The organism is Microbacterium sp. NPDC055910 (assembly GCF_042271185.1).
In the GTDB taxonomy this organism is placed as follows: domain Bacteria; phylum Actinomycetota; class Actinomycetes; order Actinomycetales; family Microbacteriaceae; genus Microbacterium.
The window spans coordinates 1-23,828 of the sequence record NZ_JBHJZS010000020.1 but is presented as its reverse complement, the minus strand read 5'-3'; the positions used below and the strand labels follow the sequence as shown (position 1 = coordinate 23,828).

Annotated in this window: 23 protein-coding genes; 17 read left to right on the top strand and 6 right to left on the bottom strand. The window is 69.7% G+C overall.

Going from position 1 to position 23,828, the window contains the following annotated elements; genetic code table 11:
- The first annotated feature begins 13 nt into the window (after positions 1–13).
- The 4 genes from ACFC3F_RS09750 (at position 14) to holA (ending at position 4,695) form a co-directional block, all read left to right on the top strand.
- Positions 14–607, top strand: coding sequence for a helix-hairpin-helix domain-containing protein (locus tag ACFC3F_RS09750; protein WP_376128915.1), 594 nt, complete (start codon positions 14–16; stop codon positions 605–607).
- 18 nt (positions 608–625) lie between these two features.
- Complete coding sequence (locus tag ACFC3F_RS09745) at positions 626–1,165, top strand: YaeQ family protein (RefSeq protein ID WP_376128913.1); 540 nt, start codon at positions 626–628, stop codon at positions 1,163–1,165.
- A gap of 96 nt (positions 1,166–1,261) precedes the next feature.
- Entirely contained in the window at positions 1,262–3,616 is a 2,355-nt protein-coding gene (locus tag ACFC3F_RS09740) for a ComEC/Rec2 family competence protein (protein ID WP_376128912.1), read from the top strand.
- A 32-nt stretch (positions 3,617–3,648) separates the two neighbouring features.
- Positions 3,649–4,695 carry a DNA polymerase III subunit delta gene (gene holA / locus ACFC3F_RS09735; RefSeq protein ID WP_376128910.1) on the top strand — a complete coding sequence of 349 codons (1,047 nt, stop codon included), beginning with the start codon at positions 3,649–3,651 and terminating at the stop codon, positions 4,693–4,695.
- A gap of 83 nt (positions 4,696–4,778) precedes the next feature.
- Here holA and rpsT read toward each other — a convergent pair whose 3' ends face one another.
- Together rpsT and ACFC3F_RS09725 are read right to left on the bottom strand one after the other, a co-directional pair.
- The gene (rpsT, locus tag ACFC3F_RS09730) at positions 4,779–5,039 is read right to left on the bottom strand and encodes a 30S ribosomal protein S20 (protein ID WP_376128908.1); all 261 of its coding nucleotides are present in this window, start codon (positions 5,037–5,039) and stop codon (positions 4,779–4,781) included.
- Between the two features lie 114 nt (positions 5,040–5,153).
- Positions 5,154–5,894, bottom strand: coding sequence for an alpha/beta hydrolase (locus ACFC3F_RS09725; RefSeq protein WP_376128907.1), 741 nt, complete (start codon positions 5,892–5,894; stop codon positions 5,154–5,156).
- Between the two features lie 45 nt (positions 5,895–5,939).
- Here ACFC3F_RS09725 and lepA point away from each other — a divergent pair, with 45 nt between their 5' ends.
- From lepA to era, 11 genes are all read left to right on the top strand, one after another.
- A complete protein-coding gene (gene lepA, locus ACFC3F_RS09720; RefSeq protein ID WP_376128905.1) occupies positions 5,940–7,805 on the top strand; it encodes a translation elongation factor 4 in 1,866 nt (621 codons plus the stop codon).
- A 9-nt stretch (positions 7,806–7,814) separates the two neighbouring features.
- A complete protein-coding gene (locus ACFC3F_RS09715; RefSeq protein ID WP_376128903.1) occupies positions 7,815–8,465 on the top strand; it encodes a DUF1990 family protein in 651 nt (216 codons plus the stop codon).
- Positions 8,466–8,467: 2 nt separating this feature from the next.
- Entirely contained in the window at positions 8,468–9,685 is a 1,218-nt protein-coding gene (gene hemW / locus ACFC3F_RS09710; protein WP_376128901.1) for a radical SAM family heme chaperone HemW, read from the top strand.
- Positions 9,686–9,765: 80 nt separating this feature from the next.
- Positions 9,766–10,806 (top strand): heat-inducible transcriptional repressor HrcA, encoded by a 1,041-nt coding sequence (gene hrcA / locus ACFC3F_RS09705; RefSeq protein WP_376128899.1) that lies wholly within the window; start codon positions 9,766–9,768, stop codon positions 10,804–10,806.
- Positions 10,807–10,859: 53 nt separating this feature from the next.
- Positions 10,860–11,969: a molecular chaperone DnaJ gene (gene dnaJ, locus ACFC3F_RS09700; RefSeq protein ID WP_376128898.1), complete on the top strand. Its 1,110-nt coding sequence runs from the start codon at positions 10,860–10,862 to the stop codon at positions 11,967–11,969.
- Positions 11,970–11,972: 3 nt separating this feature from the next.
- Positions 11,973–12,740 carry a 16S rRNA (uracil(1498)-N(3))-methyltransferase gene (locus ACFC3F_RS09695; RefSeq protein WP_376128896.1) on the top strand — a complete coding sequence of 256 codons (768 nt, stop codon included), beginning with the start codon at positions 11,973–11,975 and terminating at the stop codon, positions 12,738–12,740.
- A 23-nt stretch (positions 12,741–12,763) separates the two neighbouring features.
- Positions 12,764–13,111: a histidine triad nucleotide-binding protein gene (locus ACFC3F_RS09690; RefSeq protein WP_376128894.1), complete on the top strand. Its 348-nt coding sequence runs from the start codon at positions 12,764–12,766 to the stop codon at positions 13,109–13,111.
- Positions 13,112–13,163: 52 nt separating this feature from the next.
- Positions 13,164–14,192, top strand: a complete 1,029-nt coding sequence (locus ACFC3F_RS09685; protein WP_376128973.1) for a PhoH family protein — start codon at positions 13,164–13,166, stop codon at positions 14,190–14,192.
- Entirely contained in the window at positions 14,189–14,656 is a 468-nt protein-coding gene (ybeY, locus tag ACFC3F_RS09680) for an rRNA maturation RNase YbeY (RefSeq protein ID WP_376128892.1), read from the top strand. The genes ACFC3F_RS09685 and ybeY overlap by 4 nt, the downstream gene beginning before the upstream one ends.
- Positions 14,653–16,026 (top strand): hemolysin family protein, encoded by a 1,374-nt coding sequence (locus tag ACFC3F_RS09675; protein ID WP_376128890.1) that lies wholly within the window; start codon positions 14,653–14,655, stop codon positions 16,024–16,026. The genes ybeY and ACFC3F_RS09675 overlap by 4 nt, the downstream gene beginning before the upstream one ends.
- Complete coding sequence (gene era, locus ACFC3F_RS09670) at positions 16,023–16,931, top strand: GTPase Era (RefSeq protein WP_376128888.1); 909 nt, start codon at positions 16,023–16,025, stop codon at positions 16,929–16,931. The genes ACFC3F_RS09675 and era overlap by 4 nt, the downstream gene beginning before the upstream one ends.
- Before the next feature lie 22 nt (positions 16,932–16,953).
- Here the strand turns inward: era and ACFC3F_RS09665 are convergent, their stop codons facing one another.
- Positions 16,954–17,838 (bottom strand): isocitrate lyase/phosphoenolpyruvate mutase family protein, encoded by an 885-nt coding sequence (locus tag ACFC3F_RS09665; RefSeq protein WP_376128971.1) that lies wholly within the window; start codon positions 17,836–17,838, stop codon positions 16,954–16,956.
- A gap of 9 nt (positions 17,839–17,847) precedes the next feature.
- Here ACFC3F_RS09665 and ACFC3F_RS09660 point away from each other — a divergent pair, with 9 nt between their 5' ends.
- A complete protein-coding gene (locus tag ACFC3F_RS09660; RefSeq protein ID WP_376128886.1) occupies positions 17,848–19,044 on the top strand; it encodes an ArsR/SmtB family transcription factor in 1,197 nt (398 codons plus the stop codon).
- 36 nt (positions 19,045–19,080) lie between these two features.
- Here ACFC3F_RS09660 and ACFC3F_RS09655 read toward each other — a convergent pair whose 3' ends face one another.
- The 3 genes from ACFC3F_RS09655 to ACFC3F_RS09645 form a co-directional block, all read right to left on the bottom strand.
- Positions 19,081–19,494 (bottom strand): DUF2255 family protein, encoded by a 414-nt coding sequence (locus ACFC3F_RS09655; RefSeq protein ID WP_376128884.1) that lies wholly within the window; start codon positions 19,492–19,494, stop codon positions 19,081–19,083.
- 81 nt (positions 19,495–19,575) lie between these two features.
- Positions 19,576–21,006: a DUF222 domain-containing protein gene (locus ACFC3F_RS09650; RefSeq protein WP_376128883.1), complete on the bottom strand. Its 1,431-nt coding sequence runs from the start codon at positions 21,004–21,006 to the stop codon at positions 19,576–19,578.
- 171 nt (positions 21,007–21,177) lie between these two features.
- Positions 21,178–21,807, bottom strand: a complete 630-nt coding sequence (locus ACFC3F_RS09645) for a hypothetical protein (protein WP_376128882.1) — start codon at positions 21,805–21,807, stop codon at positions 21,178–21,180.
- Positions 21,808–22,013: 206 nt separating this feature from the next.
- Here ACFC3F_RS09645 and leuA point away from each other — a divergent pair, with 206 nt between their 5' ends.
- Positions 22,014–23,780 carry a 2-isopropylmalate synthase gene (leuA, locus tag ACFC3F_RS09640; protein ID WP_376128881.1) on the top strand — a complete coding sequence of 589 codons (1,767 nt, stop codon included), beginning with the start codon at positions 22,014–22,016 and terminating at the stop codon, positions 23,778–23,780.
- Positions 23,781–23,828: the final 48 nt, after the last annotated feature.

Below are 23,828 nucleotides of genomic sequence, written 5' to 3'. Positions count from 1 at the left end.
CTAGCGTGGCGGCGTGACCACGGCCGAGGATCCGCCCGCGACACGCCGCCGGCTCGGCGTGGGCGCCGCCGTCGTCCTCGTCATCGCGACGCTCGCCGTGACCGTCGGGATCGGCATCGTGCGCGGTGCCGTCGCGCCGGTCGAGTCCGTCGCGTTCGATGAGGTGACGGATGCACCCCGGGAGCGGGCCCCCGACCTCTACGCGCACGTTTCGGGGGCCGTCGTCGCACCCGGGCTCTACGTGCTGCACCCCGGCGCCCGGGTCGTCGACGCCATCGCGGCAGCGGGTGGGTTCGTCGACGGAGCGGCGCGCGACGCCGTCAATCTCGCGCGTCCACTCAGCGACGGCGAACAGGTGGTCGTCCCGAAAGAAGGGGATGAACCGGCATCTGCCGACATCGCACCGGTGACCGACGGCCGTGTCAATCTCAACGTGGCCGACGCGACGACGCTCGAGACGCTGCCGCGCGTCGGGCCGGCCATCGCGCAGCGCATCATCGAGTGGCGCGAGCAGCACGGGCGGTTCACGAGTGTCGACGACCTGCTCGCGGTGGCCGGGATCGGTGACAAGATGCTCGAGTCGCTGCGCGATCTGGTGACGGTCTGAGCGCGTAGGCTCGGATTCATGGCCCTCGGTGCGACGATCCACACGTTCGATGTGCAGCTCGCCGACGTCGACCGCGGAGTCTACGAGGACCTCATGCTCCGTGTCGCGCGGCATCCGTCCGAGACCGACGCCTTCATGATGACGCGCGTGCTCGCCTTCTGCCTCGAGCATGAAGAGGGCATCTCCTTCAGCGAGGGCGTCTCGGCGACGGACGAGCCGGCGGTGCTCGTGCGAGACCTCACGAACCGCGTGACGGCATGGATCGAGGTCGGCTCGCCCGACGCGGCGCGACTGCATCACGGCAGCAAGCTCGCCGACCGCACCGTCGTATATACGCACCGCGATCCCGCGAAGGTCATCGCGACGTGGTCGGGCAAGCGCATCCACCGATCGGCCGAGATTCCCGTGCGCAGCTTCGATTCGGGCTTCATCGATTCGGTCACGCCGGCGATCGAACGCCGCAACACCGCGACCCTCTCGGTGACCGAGGGCCATGTGTACCTCGAGCTCAACGGGCAGTCGTTCACCTCGACGATCCACGAGCACGCGATCCCCTGACACTCCAGCTCCTCCCCACCCGCGCAGTCACCGCACTTCTGCACGGATGACCGGCGTGGCCGCCGTGGCCCCGAGGCGCGTCACTAGCGTCAGGCCGTGGCGGATGACGGTCGGCTCAGACGGCGCCTGCGGCTGCTTCCCGCCGCCGGTGTCGCGTGGGCGACGGCGGCCTTCACGACCGCCGCCCCCGACAGGGCGACCGAGGTCGCGGGCGGTCTGTGGGCGACGGCGCTGACCCTCGTGCTCGTGCTGTCCGTCCGTCCACGAGCGGGGCGGCGGGACACGTTCCGAGGCGTGGCGGTCGTGCTCGTCGTGGCGCTCGCAGCCGGTGGTGCCGCGGCATCCCATGTCGCCCTCGCGCACGGCGCGCGCGCCGAGCTCGCGACACTCGCCGTCGACGGCGGCCGCTTCATCGAGGTGCGGGCGAACGTCATCGGCAAGGTCGAGCGCCGCGTCGACGGCACGCTCGCCTTCGATGCCCGGGCGAGCGCCGTGCGCATCGGGTCCGTCGAGCACTCCGTGACGGGCGAGATCGTCGTGCGCGTCGCTCCCGGCGATATCGAAGGAGACCGCGACGACCTCGATGTGGGAGCCGTCGTGGCGGCCCGCGGAACCGCGAGACCCGGCGATGCGGGCGAGCGTGCCGTGCTCGAGCTGCGGGCCGGGCAGGGGCTGACGGTCCTCACGCCGCCGCAGGGCATCCTCGCCGTGTCCGCGGGTCTGCGGCACGGGCTCGTGCGTGCCGTCGCCGGACTGCCCGAGCCGGGGGCAGGGCTCGTTCCCGGGCTGTCCGTCGGGGACACCTCCGCCGTGTCCGTCGAGCTCGACGCCGCGATGAAGCGTTCCGCGCTGTCCCACTTGACGGCGGTGTCCGGGGCGAACTGCGCACTCGTCGTGGGGATCGCCTTCTTCGCGGCCGCCGCGCTCGGCGCGCGACGTTCGGCGCGCGTCGTCGCGGGTCTGAGCGCACTCGCGGGCTTCGTGGTCCTCGTGACGCCCGAGCCGAGCGTCGTGCGCGCCGCGACGATGGCGGCGATCGCGATGGTCGGGCTCCTCCTGGGGCGCACCGGCGTGGGCGTCAGCGTGCTGAGCCTCGCCGCCACCGTCCTGCTGATCGCCGATCCGTGGCTCGCGCATTCGCTCGGCTTCGCACTGTCGGCGGCGGCGACGGGCTCGCTGCTCGTCTTCGCACGTCCACTCGCTGACGGGCTGGCGCGACGACTGCCGCGCGCACTGGCGCTCATGCTCGCCGTGCCGCTCGCGGCCCAGCTGGCGTGCGGACCTCTCCTCGTGCTCATCGAGCCGAGCGTGCCGCTGTACGGCGTGCTCGCCAATCTGCTCGCGGCGCCCGCGGCGCCGGCGGGAACCGTCGTCGGGCTCGCAGCGTGCCTCGCCGCGCCCCTGCCGTGGGTGCAGCAGGGGCTGGCGGCTGTCGCGTGGCTGCCGGCGGCGTGGGTCGCGGCGACCGCGCACACCGCGACCGCGCTGCCGGGCGATCTTCTGCCGTGGGTCGAGGGGCCGGCAGGGGCCGTTCTGCTCGGCGCGGTGGGCGCGGCGCTGGGCATCCTCATCGGGCTGCGCCCGGGCAGAGGCCGCAGGCGGGCAGTGGGGGCGGCATGCGGCGCACTGGTCGCGATCGTGATCGGGGTCGCGACGGGAAACGCCGCGGCGGGCACCGTCGCGGGCAGCTGGACTCTGCCCGGGGACTGGCGCGTGCTGGTGTGCGACGTGGGCCAGGGCGACGCGGTGCTCGTACGGTCGGGCGCCGCGATCGCGCTCATCGACACCGGCCCCGAACCCGAACGACTCGAGGCCTGTCTCGCCCGCGTCGGCGTCTCGCACATCGATCTGCTCGTGCTGACGCACTTCGATCTCGACCACGTCGGCGGTGTCGCCGCCGTGCGCGGACGCGTCGACGCGGTGCTGCACGGGCCTCCCGCGACCGCCGACGACGAGCGACTTCTCGCCGGACTGGCGCAGCACGGTGCCGACAGCGTCTTCGCGACGGCGGGCATGCAGGGGATGCTCGGCGCGGCGCGATGGCGCGTGCTGTGGCCGCGTGCGCACAGCCCGGCGTTCCCGCACGGGAACGATGCGAGCGTCGTGCTCGACATCGGCGGGGGAGACGTGCCACGGACCCTGCTGCTGGGCGACCTCTCCGCGGGGGCGCAGACCGGCCTCGCGGCATCCGGACAGCTCGATCCGCCGTACGCGCTCGTCAAGGTCGCGCACCACGGCAGCGCCGACCAGCACGTCGCTCTCTACGCCCGCGCCGACCCCGCCGTGGCACTCGTGACCGTCGGGGCAGAGAACCGGTACGGCCATCCGCGGCGGGAGATCCTCGACGCCCTCACGGTGTTGGGCGGGTCGATCGCGCGCACCGACACGCACGGCATGATCGCGCTGTCCGTGCGCGAGGGATCCCTGCGGATCTGGCGCGAGCGCGGCTGAAGCCTGTCGGTGCCGGTCGGTAGGCTGAAGTCATGGCTGCCGCACCCCGACGATCCTCCGCGTCGTCGGGTCGAGCATCGAAGTCGGTCATCCCGCAGGTGTCGTGGCGCGCACCGCAACCCGCGCCGATCGTGCTCGTCTCGGGCCCCGAAGAGGTGTGCGCCGAGCGGGCCATCGCGGGGGTCCGCGAGTTCCTCCGGGCCGAGGATCCGAGCCTCGAGGTGTCCGACCTCCGCGCCGACGACTACACGTCCGGCTCGCTGCTGGGCATGACCTCGCCCTCGCTCTTCGGCGAGCCGCGTCTCGTGCGGGTGTCGGGGGTCGAGAAATGCTCCGACGCCTTCCTGACCGAAGCCATCGCCTACCTCGCCGGCCCGCAGGATGGTGCGACGGTCGTGCTGCGGCACACCGGCGCGAGCGTGCGCGGCAAGAAGCTGCTCGACGCGATCCGCGCCGGCACCGGCGGCGGCATCGAGATCGCCTGCCCCGCGATCAAGCGCGACTCGGATCGGTTCGACTTCGCGGCCGGCGAGTTCGCCGCCGTACGCAAGCGCATCGCTCCGACCGCGCTGCGCACCCTCGTGTCGGCCTTCGCCGACGATGTGACCGAGCTCGCCGCCGCCTGCCAGCAGCTGATCTCCGATGTGCCCGGCGACATCACGGACCAGGTCGTCGAGCGCTATTACGGCGGTCGCGTCGAGACCTCGGCGTTCGCCGTCGCCGACACGGCGATCGCCGGCCGCTACGGCGACGCGCTCGTCGCACTGCGCCACGCCCTCGCATCCGGCGCCGATCCCGTGCCGCTCGTCGCGGCCATCGCGTCGAAGCTGCGCACCATGGCGCGGGTCGCGGGCCACCGCGAGTCGTCGTCGGCGATGGCGGCGCGCCTGGGCCTGAAGGACTGGCAGGTCGATCGCGCGCGCCGCGACCTCACGGGGTGGAACGAAACGACGCTGGGCATGGCGATCCAGGCGGCCGCGCGGGCCGATCTCGAGGTCAAGGGCGGCTCGCGCGACCCGGTGTTCGCCCTCGAGCGGCTCATCACGGTCATCGCCACGCGCGCGCCCTTCGGCGCCTGACCAGCGGTCCCGCCCTGCCCCGCGGCATCCCCGGCAACACGAAAGGCCCGCCCCCGGAGGGACGGGCCTGTAGATCATGCGGCTCAGAGAGCGGCGACCTGCTTCGCGATGGCCGACTTGCGGTTCGCGGCCTGGTTCTCGTGGAGGACGCCCTTGCTGACGGCCTTGTCGAGCTTCTTCGTCGCCTGCTTGAGCGCCGTCTCGGCTGCGGCCTTGTCGCCCGTGGCGACGGCATCGCGCGTGTTGCGGATGACGGTCCGCAGCTCGCTCTTGACGGTCTTGTTGCGCTCGCGCGCCTTCTCGTTGGTCTTGTTGCGCTTGATCTGCGACTTGATGTTCGCCACGTTCGACGTCTTTCGTTCGGAGTGAATTCGATGGAAGTGCCGGGCGCCGGGAGAGGGCCGTCGCGTCGGCGGTCGTGAGGGCAGAACCCACACGCAAGCCAATCACCGACTCTATCAGTTCTCGTGCACTGCCTGATCCCGCACGTCGAGTGTCGCGATCGCGAGATCGAGCACGGCGTTGAAGACGCGCGGGCGCATGGCCGTCACGAGGTGCGACGTGCGCGGCACGACGACGAGCTCGGCGTGCGGGGCGATCCTCGTGAAGAGCCGTTCGTTGACCCGCAGCTGGTCGTACTGACCGTTCACGAACCACAGCGGCATGTCGATGCGCGAGAGAGCGGCGAGCAGATCCAGCACCGACAGACTGCGCAGCGCGACGTCCTGAGCATCGAAGGCGTAGCCGCCGGCGCCGAAGTCGGCACGCGTCTCGACTGGAAGCGTCGAGGCCAGCCAGCGATTGCTGAGCCACATCCCGCGATCGGGCAGCGCATCGAAGCGCCGCGCGAGGAACCGGTAGGCGGTGAGTCCCACACCCCGCGGAAGCGCCGTGCAGGATGCCGCGATGAAGCCCGCGACCGCAGGGCGCTGCTCCGCGCCCACGTAGGCCGTCGACAGCAGGCCGCCCATCGAGTGCCCCACGAGCAGCACGGGACCCCGGGTCGCGGCATCCGTCACGGCCGCGTCGATCGTGGCGAAGGCCTCGTCGAGGTCGAAGATCTCCGTCCGTCGCGCACCGTGACCGGGCAGGTCGACCGCCGTCGCGGCGTGACCGCGCTCTTCGAGATGGGCGACCTGAGCACGCCACATCGTGGCGGACGTGCGGATGCCGTGTACGAACACGACCTGGACCGCCATGGCCACAAGGCTAACCCCGCGCCCGCCGGGTAGGATCGACAGGATATGTCACCGCGCGCCCTGAAGCCTCTCGAGCCGTCCGCGACTCCGCCCGAGATGATCCGGAACTTCTGCATCATCGCTCACATCGACCACGGCAAGTCGACCCTCGCCGACCGGATGCTGCAGATCACGGGCGTCGTCGCCGACCGTGACATGCGCGCTCAGTACCTCGACCGGATGGACATCGAGCGCGAACGCGGCATCACGATCAAGTCGCAGGCCGTGCGCATGCCGTGGGCGCTCCAACAGGCGCAGGGACCGGACGCGACGTACGCGCTCAACATGATCGACACCCCCGGGCACGTCGACTTCACCTACGAGGTGTCGCGCAGTCTCGCGGCGTGCGAAGGCGCTGTCCTTCTCGTCGACGCCGCGCAGGGGATCGAGGCGCAGACCCTCGCGAACCTCTATCTCGCGCTCGAGAACGACCTGCACATCATCCCCGTCCTCAACAAGATCGACCTGCCCGCCGCCGACCCCGAGAAGTTCGCGGCCGAGCTCGCCGGCCTCATCGGCGGCGACCCCGAAGACGTCCTGCGCGTCAGCGGAAAGACGGGCTTGGGCGTCGAATCGCTGCTGGACCGCATCGTCGAGCAGATCCCGCCTCCGCGCGGTGACGCCGACGCGCCGGCACGCGCCATGATCTTCGACTCGGTCTACGACTCCTACCGCGGCGTCGTGACCTACGTCCGCATGGTCGACGGAAAGCTCGAGCCCCGCGAGCGCATCCAGATGATGTCGACGAGGGCGACCCACGAGCTGCTCGAGATCGGCGTGTCGAGCCCCGAGCCCGTGCCCTCGAGGGGACTCGGCGTCGGTGAGGTCGGCTACCTCATCACGGGTGTGAAGGACGTGCGCCAGTCCAAGGTCGGCGACACGATCACCAACCTGCGCAAGCCCGCCGCCGAGGCGCTGCCGGGCTACACCGACCCGAAGCCCATGGTCTTCTCGGGCGTCTACCCGATCGACGGCAGCGACTACGCCGAGTTGCGCGAAGCGCTCGACAAGCTCAAGCTCTCGGACGCGTCGCTGCAGTACGAGCCCGAGACCTCGGTCGCGCTGGGCTTCGGCTTCCGCTGCGGCTTCCTGGGACTGCTGCACCTCGAGATCATCACCGAGCGGCTGTCGCGCGAGTTCGGCCTCGACCTCATCACGACCGCGCCGTCGGTGACCTACGAGGTCACGACCGACACCGGCGAGACGGTGACCGTCACCAACCCGAGCGAATACCCCGACGGACGCGTCGCCGAGGTCACCGAGCCCGTCGTCAAGGTCGGCATTTTGCTGCCCAAGGACTACGTCGGCACCGTGATGGAACTCTGCCAGGGCCGCCGCGGCACGCTCCTGGGCATGGACTACCTGAGCGAGGATCGCGTCGAGCTGCGCTACGACATGCCGCTCGGCGAGATCGTCTTCGACTTCTTCGACCACCTCAAGAGCCGCACGCAGGGCTACGCGAGCCTCGACTACGAGCCGACCGGCTCGCAGACGGCCGATCTGGTCAAAGTCGACATCCTGCTGCAGGGCGAGAAGGTCGATGCGTTCAGCTCGATCGTGCACCGCGACAAGGCGTACGCGTACGGCACGCTCATGACGGAGCGGCTGCGCAAGCTGATCCCGCGTCAGCAGTTCGAAGTGCCGATCCAGGCTGCCATCGGCGCACGCATCATCGCGCGTGAGAACATCCGCGCGATCCGCAAGGACGTGCTGGCGAAGTGCTACGGCGGTGATATCAGCCGCAAGCGCAAACTGCTCGAGAAGCAGAAGGAAGGCAAGAAGCGCATGAAGATGGTGGGCCGCGTCGAAGTCCCGCAGGAGGCGTTCATCGCCGCGCTCTCCGGCGACACCGACGGCAAGAGCTCGAAGTAGGAGGCCTGCATGCGCCGCGGAACCTTCCGAGACGGAACCGTCGACTACGCCGCCGTCGGGGCGACGCAGGCCGCCGACCTCATGGGCTACCCGCCCGAGCGCAGCATCCCCGCCGAGGAGTCCTGGCGGATCGGCAGCGGTGAGGAGCGCTTTCGCAGCGCCGGCGAAGCGCTGCTCTCGTGGGGCGCCCAGCGCGGCGCGGGTTTCGCGCTGACCGACGTGCGCCCGGCAGCCGGACCGATGTACTCGGGCGTCGGATTCGACGCCGACGGCAACCCGGTCGCGCCGAGCCGCACCGATGCCGAGCAGCGCTTCGACGCCGACGGCACGCCGTACGTCTCCAGCGGCACGACCGTGCGACTGCACGGGCGTGCCGGGGGCCTGAACGGCGATGCCGAGCTGCGTGTCATCTTCGTCGTCGAGGAGCCGCGCCGCATCGGCTTCGCGCTGGGCACGGTCGGCGGATCGGTCGTGAGCGGCGAGGAGTCGTTCATGCTCGACTGGCGCGACAACGACGAGGTCTGGTTCACGGTTCGCGCGTTCGACGCGCCCGCAGCGCTGCTCTACCGCCTGCTGCCCGGCCTGACTCGACGTCGCCGCCGCGAGCTGTTCACGCGCTACCTGCGTGCCATCTCGCCGCTGTACACGACGCCCGCCTGACGATGGGCGCTGCACTTCCGCTCGGCGACCCTGCTCCGCCAGACGGGCGTCTTCCCGACGGCGTACTGGTCGATCCGGTCACCCCGTTCGGGGTCTACCTGCATGTGCCGTTCTGCATCGTGCGCTGCGGATACTGCGACTTCAACACCTACACGGCGACCGAGCTGCGCGGCACGCGACAGGACGAATACGCCGACACCCTGCTGCGCGAAGTGGCCCTGGCCCGCGAAGTGCTCGCCGAGCGGGGCGACATCCGTCCCGCCGCCACGGTCTTCTTCGGCGGGGGCACACCGACGCTGCTGCCGCCCGGCGACCTCGGACGCATGCTGTCCGGCGTGCGCGACGGCTTCGGCCTCGCGCACGACGTCGAGGTCACCGTCGAGGCCAACCCCGACACCGTCACCGATGCGGTGGCCGCCGATCTGGCGGCATCCGGTGTCACGCGTCTGTCGATCGGCATGCAGTCCGCCGTGCCGCACGTGCTCGCGGCCCTGGATCGCACGCACGAACCGCGCAACGTCGCGACGGCCGTGACGGCGGCTCGTCGCGCGGGACTCGGGGTGAGCCTCGATGTCATCTACGGTGCACCGGGGGAGTCGCTCGAAGACTGGCAGCGCTCGCTCGATGCGGTGACGGCCCTCGAGCCCGACCACGTCTCGGCGTATGCCCTCATCATCGAAGACGGCACGAAGCTCGCGCGGCAGATCCGGCGCGGCGAGGTGCCGGCACCCGACGACGACCTGCAGGCCGACATGTACGAGCTCGCGGACCGCGTGCTCGCCGACGCCGGGTTCGGCTGGTACGAGATCTCGAACTGGTCGCGCACGGTCGCCGACCGGTCGCGCCACAACCTCGCCTACTGGACGGGCACCGACTGGTGGGGCTTCGGTCCCGGAGCGCACAGCCACATCGCCGGGACGCGCTTCTGGAACGTCAAGCACCCCGCCGCCTACGCGCAGCGGCTCGCGTCGGGTCAGTCACCCGCCGCCGGGCGCGAGACACCGGATGCCACCGCCCGGGCGCTCGAGAGCGTGCTGCTGCGCACGCGCATCCGAGAGGGGATGCCGGTGGCCGAGCTTCCGCCTGCGACGCGCGGCGCCGTGGCCGGTCTCATCGCCGACGGACTCGTCGAGGGTGCCGCCGCGATCGCGGGGCGGATCGTGCTCACCCTGCGCGGTCGCCTTCTCGCCGACGCGGTCGTGCGAGCCCTCACCTCATGACGGACTGTCGTGCGGGCATCCGCTAGAATTGGCACTCTCTTGCGGTGAGTGCCAGCAACGATATTTCGAAGGAGCCGCCCGTGGTCAGCGAACGAGGTCTGCAGGTGCTGCGGGCGATCGTGCAGGACTACGTCGACACCCACGAGCCCGTCGGCAGCAAGTCGATCGTCGAGCGGCACGCCTTCGGCGTGTCGGCCGCGACGATCCGCAACGACATGGCCCAGCTCGAAGACGAAGAGCTCATCGCCGCTCCGCACACGTCATCGGGCCGTGTGCCGACCGACAAGGGATACCGCGTCTTCGTCGACCACCTCGCCGAGCTGCGTCCGCTCAGCACGGCGCAGCGCTCGGCGATCTCGTCGTTCCTCGACGGCTCGGGCGACCTCGACGACGTGCTCTCCCGCACGGTGCGGGCGCTGACGAAGCTGACCGGCCAGGTCGCGATCGTGCAGTACCCGTCGTTCGCGCGAGCCAAGCTCACGCACGTCGAGCTCGTGCAGATCGGCGGCGGGCGCATGCTCGTCGTCGTGGTGACCGACACCGGCCGCGTCTCGCAGCGTCTGGCGTTCGTGGGCGACGACTACGACGAGGCCGAGCTCGGCGGCATCCGCGCCGAGATCGCGACCCTCGTCGTGGGGCGTCCTGTCCGCGACGGGCTGCAGCGCATCGCCGATGACGCCGCCGTGCGCGCGGCGAGCACCTCGTCGCGCGACGTGGCGATCAGTGCGATCGCCCGCACCGTCGCGGAAGAACTCGAAGAGTTCCGGCAGGATCGGCTCGTGATGGCCGGTTCGGCCAATCTCGCCCGTCGTGAGGCGGACTTCCGCGGCAGCATCTATCCGCTGCTGCAGGCCATCGAAGAGCAGGTGACGCTGCTCACCCTCATGAGCGAGATGGTCGCCGACGAGCACGGCCTCGCGGCGAGCATCGGGCGCGAGAACGAGGCCTTCGGCCTCACCGAGGCCTCGGTGCTCGCAAGCGACTACGACGCGACGGGTTCGCGCGCGCGCGTGGGGCTGCTCGGCCCGACGCGTATGGACTACTCCAACAACCTCGCCGCGGTGCGGGCGGTCGCCCGCTACCTCACGCGGCTGCTCGAAGAAGACGAAGCCGCCCGCTGACGCGGTGACGGCATGACACGACCCCGCGGCGAATCCGCGGACGGAAGGCGACAGTGGCTGACCACTACGAGGTCCTCGGCGTCGGACGCGACGCGACCCCCGACGAGATCAAGAAGGCGTACCGACGCCTCGCTCGCGAACTGCACCCCGATGTCAATCCGGGGGACGACGCGTCGGAGCGCTTCAAAGAGGTGACGCACGCCTATGACGTGCTGAGCGATGCGGATCAGCGGGCGCGCTACGACATGGGCGGCGATTCCCCGCTCGGCGGCGCCGGCGGCTTCGGCGGGTTCGGCGACATCTTCGAGACGTTCTTCGGCGCGGCGGGCGGCGGCCGCAGCGGACGACCGCGTTCCCGGCGGGAGCGCGGTCAAGACGCGCTCGTGCGCGTCACGCTCGACCTGCAGGATGTCGTCTTCGGCGTCCACCGCGACATCGAAGTGGACACCGCCGTCCTGTGCGAGACGTGCGAGGGCTCGTGCTGCCAGCCCGGGACATCGCCCGTCACCTGCGACATCTGCCATGGCAGGGGCAACGTGGAGCGACAGGTGCGGAGTCTGCTCGGCAACGTCGTCACGATGCAGCCGTGCAACGTGTGCCAGGGCTACGGCACGACGATTCCCTACCCCTGCGCGACGTGTCAGGGCCAGGGTCGCGTGCGCTCTCGTCGGACGGTGTCTCTCGACATCCCGGCGGGTGTCGAGACGGGACTGCGCCTGCAGCTGCCCGGTTCCGGCGAGGTCGGACCGGCCGGCGGCCCGAACGGCGATCTGTACGTCGAGGTGAACGTCACGCCGCACGCCGTCTTCAGCCGGGACGGCGACGATCTGCTCGCGACGCTCGACGTGTCGATGCCCGACGCGATCCTCGGCACCACGACGACGATCGAGTCGCTCGACGGTCCGGTCGAGCTCGAGATCCGACCGGGCGTGCAGGCCGGCGATGTGCTGACGATCAAGGGCCGCGGGATCACGCCGCTGCGCAGCACGCAGCGCGGTGACCTGCGGGTGGGCGTGCACGTCGTCACCCCCACGCGCCTGGACGGCAAGGAGCGCGCGCTCATCGAGGACTTCGCGAAGCGCACGAAGGCGCCCGGTCCCAAGCTCACCGAGTTCCACCAGGGCCTCTTCTCGAAGCTGCGGGACCGTTTCCGGAACGGATGACGGATGCCGCTGCACTTTCTGCTCGACGAGGCCACCGACGCGCAGGCGGGTGACGAGGTCGCCCTGACCGGCGCGGAAGCCCACCATGCCGCGACCGTGCGACGCGTGCGCGTCGGCGAAGAGGTCACGGTCGGCGACGGTCGCGGGGCGTGGCTCACCGGCGAGTGCGTCTCGGTGACGCCGCGCGAAGTGGTCATGCGCGTGGACGCGCGCCGCGACATGCCGCCGCCCGTGCCGCGCGTCGTGCTCGTGCAGGCCCTCGCGAAGGGGGGCCGCGACGAGCTCGCCGTGCAGGCCGCGACCGAGCTGGGCGTCGACGCCATCGTGCCGTGGCAGGCTGCGCGCAGCGTGTCCCGGTGGGCGGAGGCAAAGGCCGAGAAGGGGCGCGCACGCTGGGCCACGATCGTGCGCGAAGCGGCGAAGCAGGCGCATCGTGCGTGGGTTCCCGAGATCGAGCCGCTCACGACCACGAAGCAGCTTGCCGGCCGCGCCGCGGCATCCGTCATGCTCGTGCTCGAGCCGTCCGCAACGGACCGCCTCACCGAGATCCTCGGCCCGCCGACGGGAGCGGATGCATCGGGCGAGCCGTGGCACGGCGGTGCGGACGTGCTGCTCGTCGTGGGCCCGGAGGGCGGTATCGCCCCCGACGAGCTCGACGCGCTGCGCGAGGCCGGTGCGCGCGCCGTGCGGCTCGGCAACACCGTGCTGCGAACCTCGACGGCAGGCCCCGCGGCTCTCGCCGCCGTGAGTGCGGCCCTCGGCCGCTGGTGACGCGTGCCGCTTAGACTGTCCGAATGAGCGAATCGTCGATCTTCGCGCGGATCCTCCGCGGCGAGATCCCCTCCGAGATCATCGCCGAGACCGAGAATGCCTTCGCGATCCGTGACATCGCGCCGCAGGCCCCGGTGCACCTTCTCGTGATCCCAAAGACCGAGGAGTACCGCAACGTCGTCGAGCTCGCCGCGGGCGATCCCGAGCTGCTCGCCGAGCTCGTCGGTCTCGCCAACTCCCTCGCCGCCGAGCACGCCGACGGCGACTTCCGGCTCATCTTCAACACGGGTCCGAATGCGGGACAGACGGTCTTCCACGTGCACGCGCACGTCCTCGGCGGCGGCCTGTCAGAGAAGAGCCTCGGTGGTTGACGACATCCCCGACGGCGCGACCGTCGAACGCGTGTACGTCGACGGCGTCGCGATGGTGCAGCTGCTCGGCCCGCAGGACCGCCTCCTGCGCGTCGTCGAGGCCGAACACCCCGACGTCGACGTGCTCGTGCGCGGGAACGAGATCACGCTCACGGGAGCACCCGACGTCGTCACGGCCGCGCGCGCGCTCGTCGACGAGCTGATCGAGATGACCAGGGCAGGGCAAGGTCTCGAACCCGCTGACGTCTCGTCGTCGAGCCGCATCCTGCGCACCGAGGGCGGACCCCGTCCGTCCGAAGTGCTCGGCGAAGCGATCCTCTCGTCGCGCGGCAAGGTCATCAGGCCCAAGACGCTCGGGCAGAAGGCGTATGTCGACGCGATGGACGAGAACACGATCGTGTTCGGCATCGGCCCTGCCGGTACGGGAAAGACCTACCTCGCGATGGCCAAGGCCGTCCAGGCGCTCCAGCGCAAAGAGGTCAGCCGCATCATCCTGAGCCGTCCGGCGATCGAAGCGGGGGAGCGTCTCGGCTTCCTGCCCGGAACGCTCACCGACAAGATCGACCCCTACCTGCGACCGCTGTACGACGCGCTCAACGAAATGATGGATCCCGAGCTCGTGCCCAAGCTCATGGCCAGCGGCACGATCGAGGTCGCGCCGCTCGCCTACATGCGAGGCAGAACCCTGAACGACTCGTTCGTCGTCCTCGACGAAGCGCAGAACACGACTCCCGAGCAGATGAAGATGTTCCTCACGCGCCTGGGGTTCGGAACCCGCATGGTCGTCACGGGCGACATCACCCAGATCGACCTGCCCGAGGGCGCGTCGGGGCTTCGCCTCGTCACGCGCGTCCTGGGGGACATCGACGACATCCACTTCGCGCAGCTGACCAGCGCCGACGTCGTGCGCCACACGCTGGTGGGGCGCATCGTCGACGCGTACACCGAGTACGACGAGCGGCGGCTGGCGGGCCGTCGCGAACGCGACGAGGCGTCCGAACTGGCCAATCGCGCCGAGCGACGCGCCGCACAGCGCCCCACGGGGCCCCGCGACCGATTCCCCAAGCGAGGACGCTCATGACGATCGAGATCGGCAACGAATCCGGCATGCCCGCCGACGAGACGGTGCTGCTGCGGCTCATGGAGCACAACCTCGCTCACCTGCACGTGAGTCCCGACGCCGACGTGGCCATCCTGCTCGTCGATGAGGGCGCGATGGAGTCGCTGCACGTGCAGTGGATGGATGAGCCCGGGCCGACCGACGTACTGAGCTTTCCCATGGACGAACTGCGCCCCGGCACGGATGACGCCCCGACGCCCCCGGGGCTGCTCGGCGACATCGTGCTGTGCCCGCAGGTGGCCGAGACCCAGGCGGCGGCGGCGCGCCACTCGACGATGGACGAACTGGTCATGCTGACCACCCACGGACTTCTGCATCTGCTCGGCTTCGACCACGCCGAGCCCGCCGAGGAGCGTGAGATGTTCACCCTTCAGAAGGAGCTCATCACCAGCTTCCAGTCGGCCGAGCGCCGACGACGCGCATGATCGCCGGCCTGCTACTTCTCGCTGCCGTTCTGCTCATCGCATTCGGCAGCCTCATGGCTGCGATCGATGCGGCCCTCGCCGTCACATCGCGAGCGGACCTCGCCGAGATGGGTGAGGACGGCGGACGCAATGCGTCGTCGCTGCAGCGGATCGCCACCGACCCCGAAGCCCACGCGACCGCCGTGGTCTTCATCCGCATCCTCGCCGAGACGGGCGCTGCCGTCCTCGTCACGGTGGCCCTCACGATCCTGTTCGAGGACATCTGGTGGGCGATGCTCGCCGCCGTCGTGCTCATGACCGGCATCTCGTTCGTCGTGGTGGGCGCGAGTCCCCGCGCGTGGGGTCGGCAGCACGCGACGCGCCTGCTGCGTTCGGCGGCTCCCGTGATCCGCGGCGTGCGGCTCATCCTCGGTCCGCTCGCGCACGGTCTCGTGGCGCTCGGCACGCGTGTCACCCCGGGAGTCCGGCGCAGTGCGTCGTTCGCGTCCGAGGAGCAGCTGCTCAGCATCATCGACGAAGCGACCGAGAACGAGCTCATCGAAGAAGACGACCGCGAGCTCATCCACTCGGTCTTCGACTTCACCGACACGATCGTGCGAACGGTCATGGTGCCGCGCACCGACATGGTGACGGTGGATGCCGCGGCCACGGCCCGCGACGCCATGAGGACCTTCCTCGAGAAGGGCATCTCGCGCATCCCGATCGTCGATGACGAAGCCGACGACCTCGTCGGCATGCTCTATCTGAAGGACCTCGTGCAGTTCGCGTTCCGCGACGAGGCAGCGTGGGCGGACGCGCCGGTCACGCGCGTCGCACGCCCGGCCGTGTTCGTACCCGAGTCGATGAAGGCCGAGTCGCTCCTGCAGCAGATGAAGCGCGAAGCCGTGCATGCCTGTCTCGTGATCGACGAATACGGCGGCGTGTCCGGGCTCGTGACGCTCGAAGACCTCATCGAAGAGCTCGTAGGCGACATCGCCGACGAGTACGACCCGCGCGCCGACGAGGTCAGCGAGATCGAACCCGGGCGCTACCGCGTGAGCGCGCGTCTCGGTCTCGACGAAGTGGGCGACCTGTTCGGCATGGAACTCGAAGACGAGGACGTGGATTCGATCGGCGGACTGCTCGGCAAAGCGCTCGGGCGCATCCCCCATCCCGGCGCGGCGGCGGAGTACGCCGGCCTCGTGCTCACCGGCGGCGCTTCGCGCGGCCGCGGTCGGGGGATCTCGACCGTCTTCGTCGAACGCGGTGAGACGCCCGTCGACGCGGGCCGCAGCCCCCGGACCGGAGAGCTTCGCCTGCCGCGGACCGGCGAAGTCCGGGCAGCGCGCACGGGTGAGCCCCGCAGACCCCAGAACGAGGAGACACCATGACCGATCCCGAGACCACGGTTCACCGTTCCGGGTTCGTGACGTTCGTCGGCCGCCCGAACGTCGGCAAGTCGACGCTCACCAACGCCCTCGTCGGCGAGAAGGTCGCGATCACGAGCGACAAGCCCCAGACGACGCGCCGCGCGATCCGCGGCATCCTCAATCGTCCCGACGGCCAGCTCGTGATCGTCGACACCCCCGGCATCCACAAGCCCCGCACGCTTCTGGGGCAGCGTCTCAACGACCTCGTCGAGACGGTGCTCGGCGACGTCGACGTCATCGGATTCTGCGTCCCGGCGACCGAGAAGGTCGGCCCCGGTGACCGGCGCATCGCCGAATCGCTGTCAGGCTATGCGCGGGCGAAGAAGGTCGCGATCGTCACCAAGACGGATGCCGCGACCCGTGAGCAGATCACAGCGCGTCTCATCGAGGTCGATCAGCTGCGCGAGGACTGGGCGGCGGTCATTCCGCTGTCAGCGCTCACGCACGAACAGCTCGATGTGCTGACCGGCGAGCTTCTCTCGCTCATGCCCGAAGGCCCGCCGTTGTATCCGGACGATGTCGTGACCGACGAGTCGCTCGAGGATCGCGTCGCGGAGATCATCCGCGAGGCCGCTCTCGAGGGCGTCCGCGACGAACTGCCGCACTCCATCGCCGTGACGATCGAGGAGATGTCGCAGCGTGAGACCGGGTCGATGACCGACATCCACGCGAACGTCATCGTCGAACGCGACAGTCAGAAGGCGATCATCATCGGCCACCGAGGGTCGCGCCTGCGCGACGTGGGCGCGCGTGCCCGCGCGCAGATCGAACCGCTCGTCGGCACGAACGTCTTCCTCAAGCTGCACGTGAGGGTCGCGAAGGAGTGGCAGCGCGACCCGAAGCAGCTCGGCCGACTGGGGTTCTAGGCAGCATCCGGGTTCGCGCGGGTCATCGTCGCACCGCTCGAACGCGGGCTGCTTCGACGTCGTCGTACGACATCGCATCCGGCGCGGGGAGGCCATCGCGATAGGCCACGGCAGAGCGGACAGCCTGCGTGATCGCGGTGCGGAACAGCCTGGAGCCGGTGCTGATACGTCGAACACCGAGCTCGTGAAGCTGCGGGAGGGGGAGCTCGGCCAAGACATTGAGCGGTGAATCGCCGAGCACGGAGACCAGCTTCTCGATTTCGTGCGGATCCCTGAGCCCGGGCACGAAGATCCCGTCTGCGCCCGCGTCGACATACTCGCGGGCCCTCCGGATCGTCTCCTCTGTCTGCGCTCCAAGCCAGTAAGTGTCGGTACGGGCGTTGACGAACAGTTCCGGCGCTGCGCTCTTGAACCCGGCGATGAGTGCGCGCTGGCGTTCGACGGATTCCAGGCCTGTGCCGCGACCGTCCTCGATGTTGACGCCGGCCACGCCGATTGTCGTGAGCTCTGCGGCCAGCGCAGTGGGATCCGCGCCGAAGCCCGCCTCGATGTCGACGGTGATCGGCACCCGCAGGCAAACGAGCGACCTCGCCAGCGCGAGCGTTTCGTCGAGTGTCGCACCGGCGGCGTCTGGAAGCCCGCGAGACGCGGCGACGCCCAGACTCGTCGTCCCCACTGCCGAGAACCCCTGTTCGACAAGGGCCGCAGCCGAAGCGAAATCCCACGCGTTGGGGAGCACGAGAGGCTCCTTCGCGTGATGCAGCCCCCGAAACGACGAAGCCCCCTCCGCGATCGCGACGGCATGAGCCTCGCCGGGGCATGAGTGTCGCCCGGCACCGAACGGCCGACCGTCGAGGCTCTCGACGACTTCCTCGCCGGAGGGCGAGATCCGGCGCGTGGAAGGCACGGGAGGTTCGTGGCCCGCGATCAGCGATCGCGTCGCGCCGCAGGCTTGAACCAGCAGACCGATTCGCGTCGCCGTTTCCTCATCCCATTGACCCCCGGCAGCCACGACGAGGCGGGCAACCGCGGCATCGGCACCTGGGGTTTCGCCATCGTGCGGCTGATAGCTGGCCGCTACAACCTCGACATCAGCAGCGACCTCTCGCGGGAGGCCCAGCGCCTCAGCGAGCGTGGACACCGGATGACCTGGCCGACGGAGCGAACCTGGATCGATCTCATCGAGGAGGCGGACAGCCAGCTGGCGCCTTCGTTCGTGGTCCGCGCCCTCAGAGAAGCGCGCGACATGCGCGCGGAGCCAGGCGATCCCTGCGGATGCGTACGGAACACGCGGGACTGTGAACTGCGGATCATCGAGAATTCCCATGCGTGCCATTGTGAAGGCAGATCAGTTCGGTGGACGCCGAACGATGACCGGTGCATACTCGACCACGTGACCGCGGAGAATCTCGCGTCCGTCGCTGCCGCGATGGCCGACACGACGCGCGCTCGCATGCTCGTTGCGCTCATGGACGGCAGAGCATGGACCGCGCGCGAATTGGCGCAGCAGGCGTCCGTGGCCGCCTCGACGGCGACCGAGCATCTGAACCGTCTGGTCGGGTCGGGTCTTCTCGCCGAACGCCGCCAAGGCCGGCATCGCTATGTTCAGCTCGCGGGCGCGAACGTGGCTGGCGCGTTGGAGGCCGTCGCCGCACTCGGCCACCGGCCCCCCGAACCGATACGCAGCCTGCGACAAGCATCCATCAACGCTGCGCTCGCCCACGCACGCACCTGCTACGACCACCTGGCGGGGGCGCTGGGCATCGGGATCACGGACGGGATGGTCGAACGGGGGATTCTGACCGAGGAATCGCTCGACCTCACCCCCCACGGGGCGGCGTGGTTCCACGACACGTTGCACGCCCCCTACGAGCCGGCCCGGCGGACGGCTACTCGCGCCTGCCTGGACTGGACGGAGCGGCGCGTTCACCTCGGCGGCGCTGTCGGCGCACACATCGCCAGCGTCTTTCTCGAGCGACATTGGGTACGGAAGTCGCAGTCCAGCCGCGCGATCGTGGTCACGCCCACGGGTGGTGCCGCGCTCCGACAACTTCTCGACATCGACTACGACGTTCTCCGACGCGTGAACAGCAGGACGGCCGACAACATTTAGGCGGGTATCCCGCGGATGGGAGACACGCCTAGGCGCTCAGCGCGCTTCCTCGACGCGCAGGGTGCATGCGCGCGCGTCGGCGCTCAGCATCATCCGCACCGAGTCGGGGCTCGAGGCATACTTGCGCCAGAGCTCGTCGTCGATCTCGGCCTGCACCTCGTCGTCGACGGGAACGTACGAGGTGGTGACCTCCTCGCGCTCGAGAGCCAACGCGGCGACGCGATCCCGCTCGGCGATCGATCCGTCACCGAGCGCGAAAGCGACCGGCCGGCCGGCACGCACATGGCGGTACCACGCGGCCTCGGGGCCGTTGACCGATCGGATGTACGGCACGCCGTCGATCACCATGGACCAGATCGGGGTGGCGACCGGCTGCCCGTTCGCCTTCGTCGTGACCACGGCGACGACCGCGGTCTCATCCAGTACCTGCACGATGTTGTCGAAGCTCATGCTGCCGAAGCTACCCCACCCGGTGACGCGTCGCGTCAGCCCCGTCGAGTCGCGGCACTCCAGCCGAGCCACGACCGCGTGTCATGTGCGCCGGCCGCCGATGAGATCGAGAATCCGGGTCGGAGATTTCGTGACGGCGCGCCATCGAGGTCGGGTCTCGATCCAGTCGGGTGCGAGCACCTCGGGAACGCCCCTGTTCATGCGGATCCGCCACCCGATGTGGCCGAGGAACCGATGGTGCGCCCAACAGAGGAGCACTCCGTTGTCGCAATGCGTCGGGCCGCCCTCGGCGTGTTCCATGACGTGATGCACTTCGCACCAGCCTGCGGGCACACCGCAGCCGGGAATGATGCAGCCGCCGTCGCGAAGGGCGATCGCCCGGCGCTGGTGGCGATTGAAGACACGCTCCTCCGTGCCGATCTGCTTGATTCGACCGTTGCCGCCAAGGAGGACGCGCTGGATGACGCCAGCGCAGCCCGCGTGCCGTGCGCTGGCCAGCGATACGGGTTCGTCACTCCCGTCGACGTGCGCCCAGCCCGTCTGCGAGACGAGATCGCGGTCTCGGACCGACACCACGAGCGTCGGAGCAGCGCCGCCGATCGTGGGCAGTTGCTCGCTGGATGCTGCGACGAACAGGGCCGTCGCCAGAGCGTCATGCTGCTTCTGCGTCCACGTGCGCGGGTCGACGGGGGCGAACTCGTCGTCGGCATCGCCGGTCGCTTCGGCTGAGGGGCGGAATCGCACTCCGGCGCTGCCGTCGACCCGGGGCGAGGTCACCGCATCGCTGATGCGCCGAAACTGAGCCGCGACTTCGGGGAGCAGCATCCCTCGGATCGGCACGAGGCCGTCGCGCACGCTGCCGAGCGTGATTCCGCGCAGTCGGATCGCGCGCTCTTCGCGCGGTTCGGCGCCGTCCTGGTCGAGGTAGGCCGACCACGCGAGCGCCTGCACGCGCAGCAGCTCGGCACACGCTGGGGGCGCACCTTCCGGACCTTCGCCGCGCGCTTCGGCCGCAAGCACGGCATCCGCCGCGAGCAGGTCGTCACGCCCGACCCGGCGCCCCATTCCCTCGAGCGGACCGGAGACGGCGAGAAGCCCGTCGACGCCGACCTCGCCGTCGAGCAGCGCGTCGCGCAGAGCGGGCAGCCGGGGTTCGATCGGCGACCCGGCGAACGAGATCCCCACCATGGTCGGCTTCGCTCCGCGGATCAGACGAGCTGCCGTGGCTGGGGCGAGACGCGTGTGACGCTGGACGAGTTCACTCACGTCATGGCAGCCCCTGCGCGTCGTCAGCCGCAGATCGCGGTCGCGCTGAACTGACCGTCGGGACACTTCGCCCACCGTCTCGACGAGAACCGCGTCGGTGAGTCGCTGCAGCTCGGCCGCGAGCGTCATGGCCGTCACGACGTGGGTGTCGGACGCATCGATGATCCGACCCGAGCCGAGGGTGTCTGACACGACCCCGCGAGACTGCTCGATGACCTCTTTCAGGTGATCCAGCAGTGCGTCCATACCCACGATTCTGCCAAGGGCCTCCGACATTCCCGTCTGGTTTTCACCGGTACTGCGCGGGCAGTTCGCGCGACGCGATCTGCGACGATCCGACCGCGTCACAGTGATGCCCTTACCCCGTGGAAGCCAGGCGGGGTACGTGCATGCACGGCGTCGCGGAAACCCGGTGCCTCACCCCGCGACGGGGGTCAGCGCCGATCGGATCAGCACGATGTCCTCGCCGAAGTCGTCATCCGCGGCCTTCTGCCACGTGCCGTCGTCCCAGACGACGTCGACCAGCAGCCACCCGTTCTCGGGCATCGACATCAGGTAGGCATCGCCGAGGCGCTGGGGCAGCTCGTCCTGCAGCTCGGTGAGCTGCGGCTCCGTGCCCGCCCCGGGTTCGCCGCCGGTCGGATCGGGCGCGACCATCGGGTCGTACAGCGCCAGCATGACGGGGTCCTCCGTGAGCACGAAGGTGTCGCCGTCGTACGTGCCCTGCACGGCATACGCGCCCCATGTGACGCCGCTCGCCGTCTCGTGTCCGTCGAGCCCCTCCCAATCCCACCCTTCGATCGGGATGCCGGAGCACTGCGGGGGATAGGACTCGGCGATCGCGCCGAGACACAGCTGGGGGTCGCCTCCCGTGTCGAGCACGGTGCCCTGCGCCATGACGTCGCCCTCGGGCGGCGCCGGCCAGACCGAGCCCAGCGAGGCGCCCGGGGGAGCATCGGACGCGGAGGGCGTCGCGCACCCCGCGAGTACGAGAGCGGATGCCGCGCCCACGACGAGGGCGAGGAGGTATCGGCGGTGACGTGTCATGTCGTTCTAGTGTCGCGCGCGGCCGATTCGTCTCATCCCGATCCGGTCCTGTTACCATCTATCCATGCGCTTCGGCGGGCTCCTTCTTCTTAGCCGCCGCGACGAGTCCTCGATCTAGGACCTTCCTCGTCGCGGCGATCGTCGTTGGTCCGCTATCCATCCGGCACTCAGCCAGCCCGATCGGGCGATGAAAGAAGCGACGAATCATGAAGAACACCCAGCAGCCCTCCGGAATGCCGATCCACAAGTATCGGCCGTACCACGAGCAGATCCGGGTCGATCTGCCCGACCGCACGTGGCCGTCCAACCGGATCACGACGGCCCCGCGCTGGTGCGCCGTCGACCTGCGCGACGGCAACCAGGCGCTCATCGATCCGATGAGCCCCGAGCGCAAGCGCATCATGTTCGAGCTGCTCGTGAAGATGGGCTACAAAGAGATCGAGGTCGGGTTCCCCTCGGCGAGCCAGACCGACTTCGACTTCGTGCGCCAGCTGATCGAAGACGACCTCATTCCCGACGACGTCACGATCCAGGTTCTGACGCAGTCGCGCGAGCACCTGATCGCCCGCACGTACGAGGCGATCGCGGGGGCCAAGCAGGCGATCGTGCACCTGTACAACTCGACGAGCATCGTGCAGCGCGACGTGGTGTTCCGCACCGACAAGCAGGGCATCAAGGACATCGCCCTGTCGGGTGCGCGTCTGTGCCGCGAGTACGAGAAGCGCATCCCCGAGACGACCGTCTACTACGAGTACTCGCCCGAGTCCTACACCGGAACCGAGCTCGAGTTCGCTCTGGAGATCTGCAACGACGTGCTCGAGGTCTTCGAGCCGACCCCCGAGCGCAAGGTCATCATCAATCTGCCGGCGACCGTCGAGATGGCCACGCCCAACGTGTACGCCGACTCGATCGAGTGGATGTCGCGTCACCTGAATCACCGTGAGAACGTCATTCTGTCGCTCCACCCGCACAACGACCGCGGCACGGGGGTCGCCGCCGCCGAGCTGGGGTACCTGGCCGGCGCCGACCGCATCGAAGGATGCCTGTTCGGCAACGGTGAGCGCACGGGCAACGTCGACCTCGTCGCGCTGGGGATCAACATGCTCACACAGGGCATCGATCCGCAGATCGATTTCAGCGACATCGACCATGTCAAGCGCACGGCCGAGTACTGCAATCAGCTGCCCGTGCCCGAGCGCAGCCCCTGGGCGGGAGACCTCGTCTTCACGGCGTTCAGCGGCTCGCACCAGGACGCCATCAAGAAGGGCTTCGAGGCGATGCAGGCCCGCGCCGACGCCGCCGGTGTCACGGTCGACGAGATCGACTGGGCCGTGCCGTACCTGCCGATCGACCCGAAGGACCTGGGCCGCTCGTACGAGGCCGTCATCCGGGTCAATTCGCAGTCGGGCAAGGGCGGCGTCTCGTACCTGCTCAAGACCGACCACGCGCTCGACCTGCCGCGTCGTCTGCAGATCGAGTTCTCGGGCGTCGTGCAGGCCAAGACCGACGAGCACGGCGGCGAGGTGACGAGCGACCAGATCTGGTCGGTCTTCACCGACGAGTACCTGCCCGCGGCGGCCGAGGCCGACCGCTGGGGTCGGTTCGAGATCCTCGCGACGCGCAGTACGAGCGACATGACCGGCGACGTCGAGCTCGCGGTGCGTCTGCGCGACGGCGACGAAGTGCAGGATGCCACGGCTCACGGCAACGGCCCGATCGCCGCATTCCTCGAAGTGGTCCGGGCGCACGGGTTCGACATCTCGCTCTACGACTACGTCGAGCACACGCTGAGCGCCGGCGGCGACGCGCAGGCGGCCGCCTACGTCGAGCTGCAGGTCGACGGCGACCGGCTCTGGGGTGTCGGCATCGACGGTGACATCTCGACGGCGTCGCTCAAGGCCGTCGTCTCGAGCGTCAACCGCGCGATCCGCACCCGCGAGCGCTCCGCGTCGCTCGTCACCGCCTGCCCCTGACGGCGAGACTGCAACGGGCGGCCGAGACTGCGGGGTTCACCCGCAGTC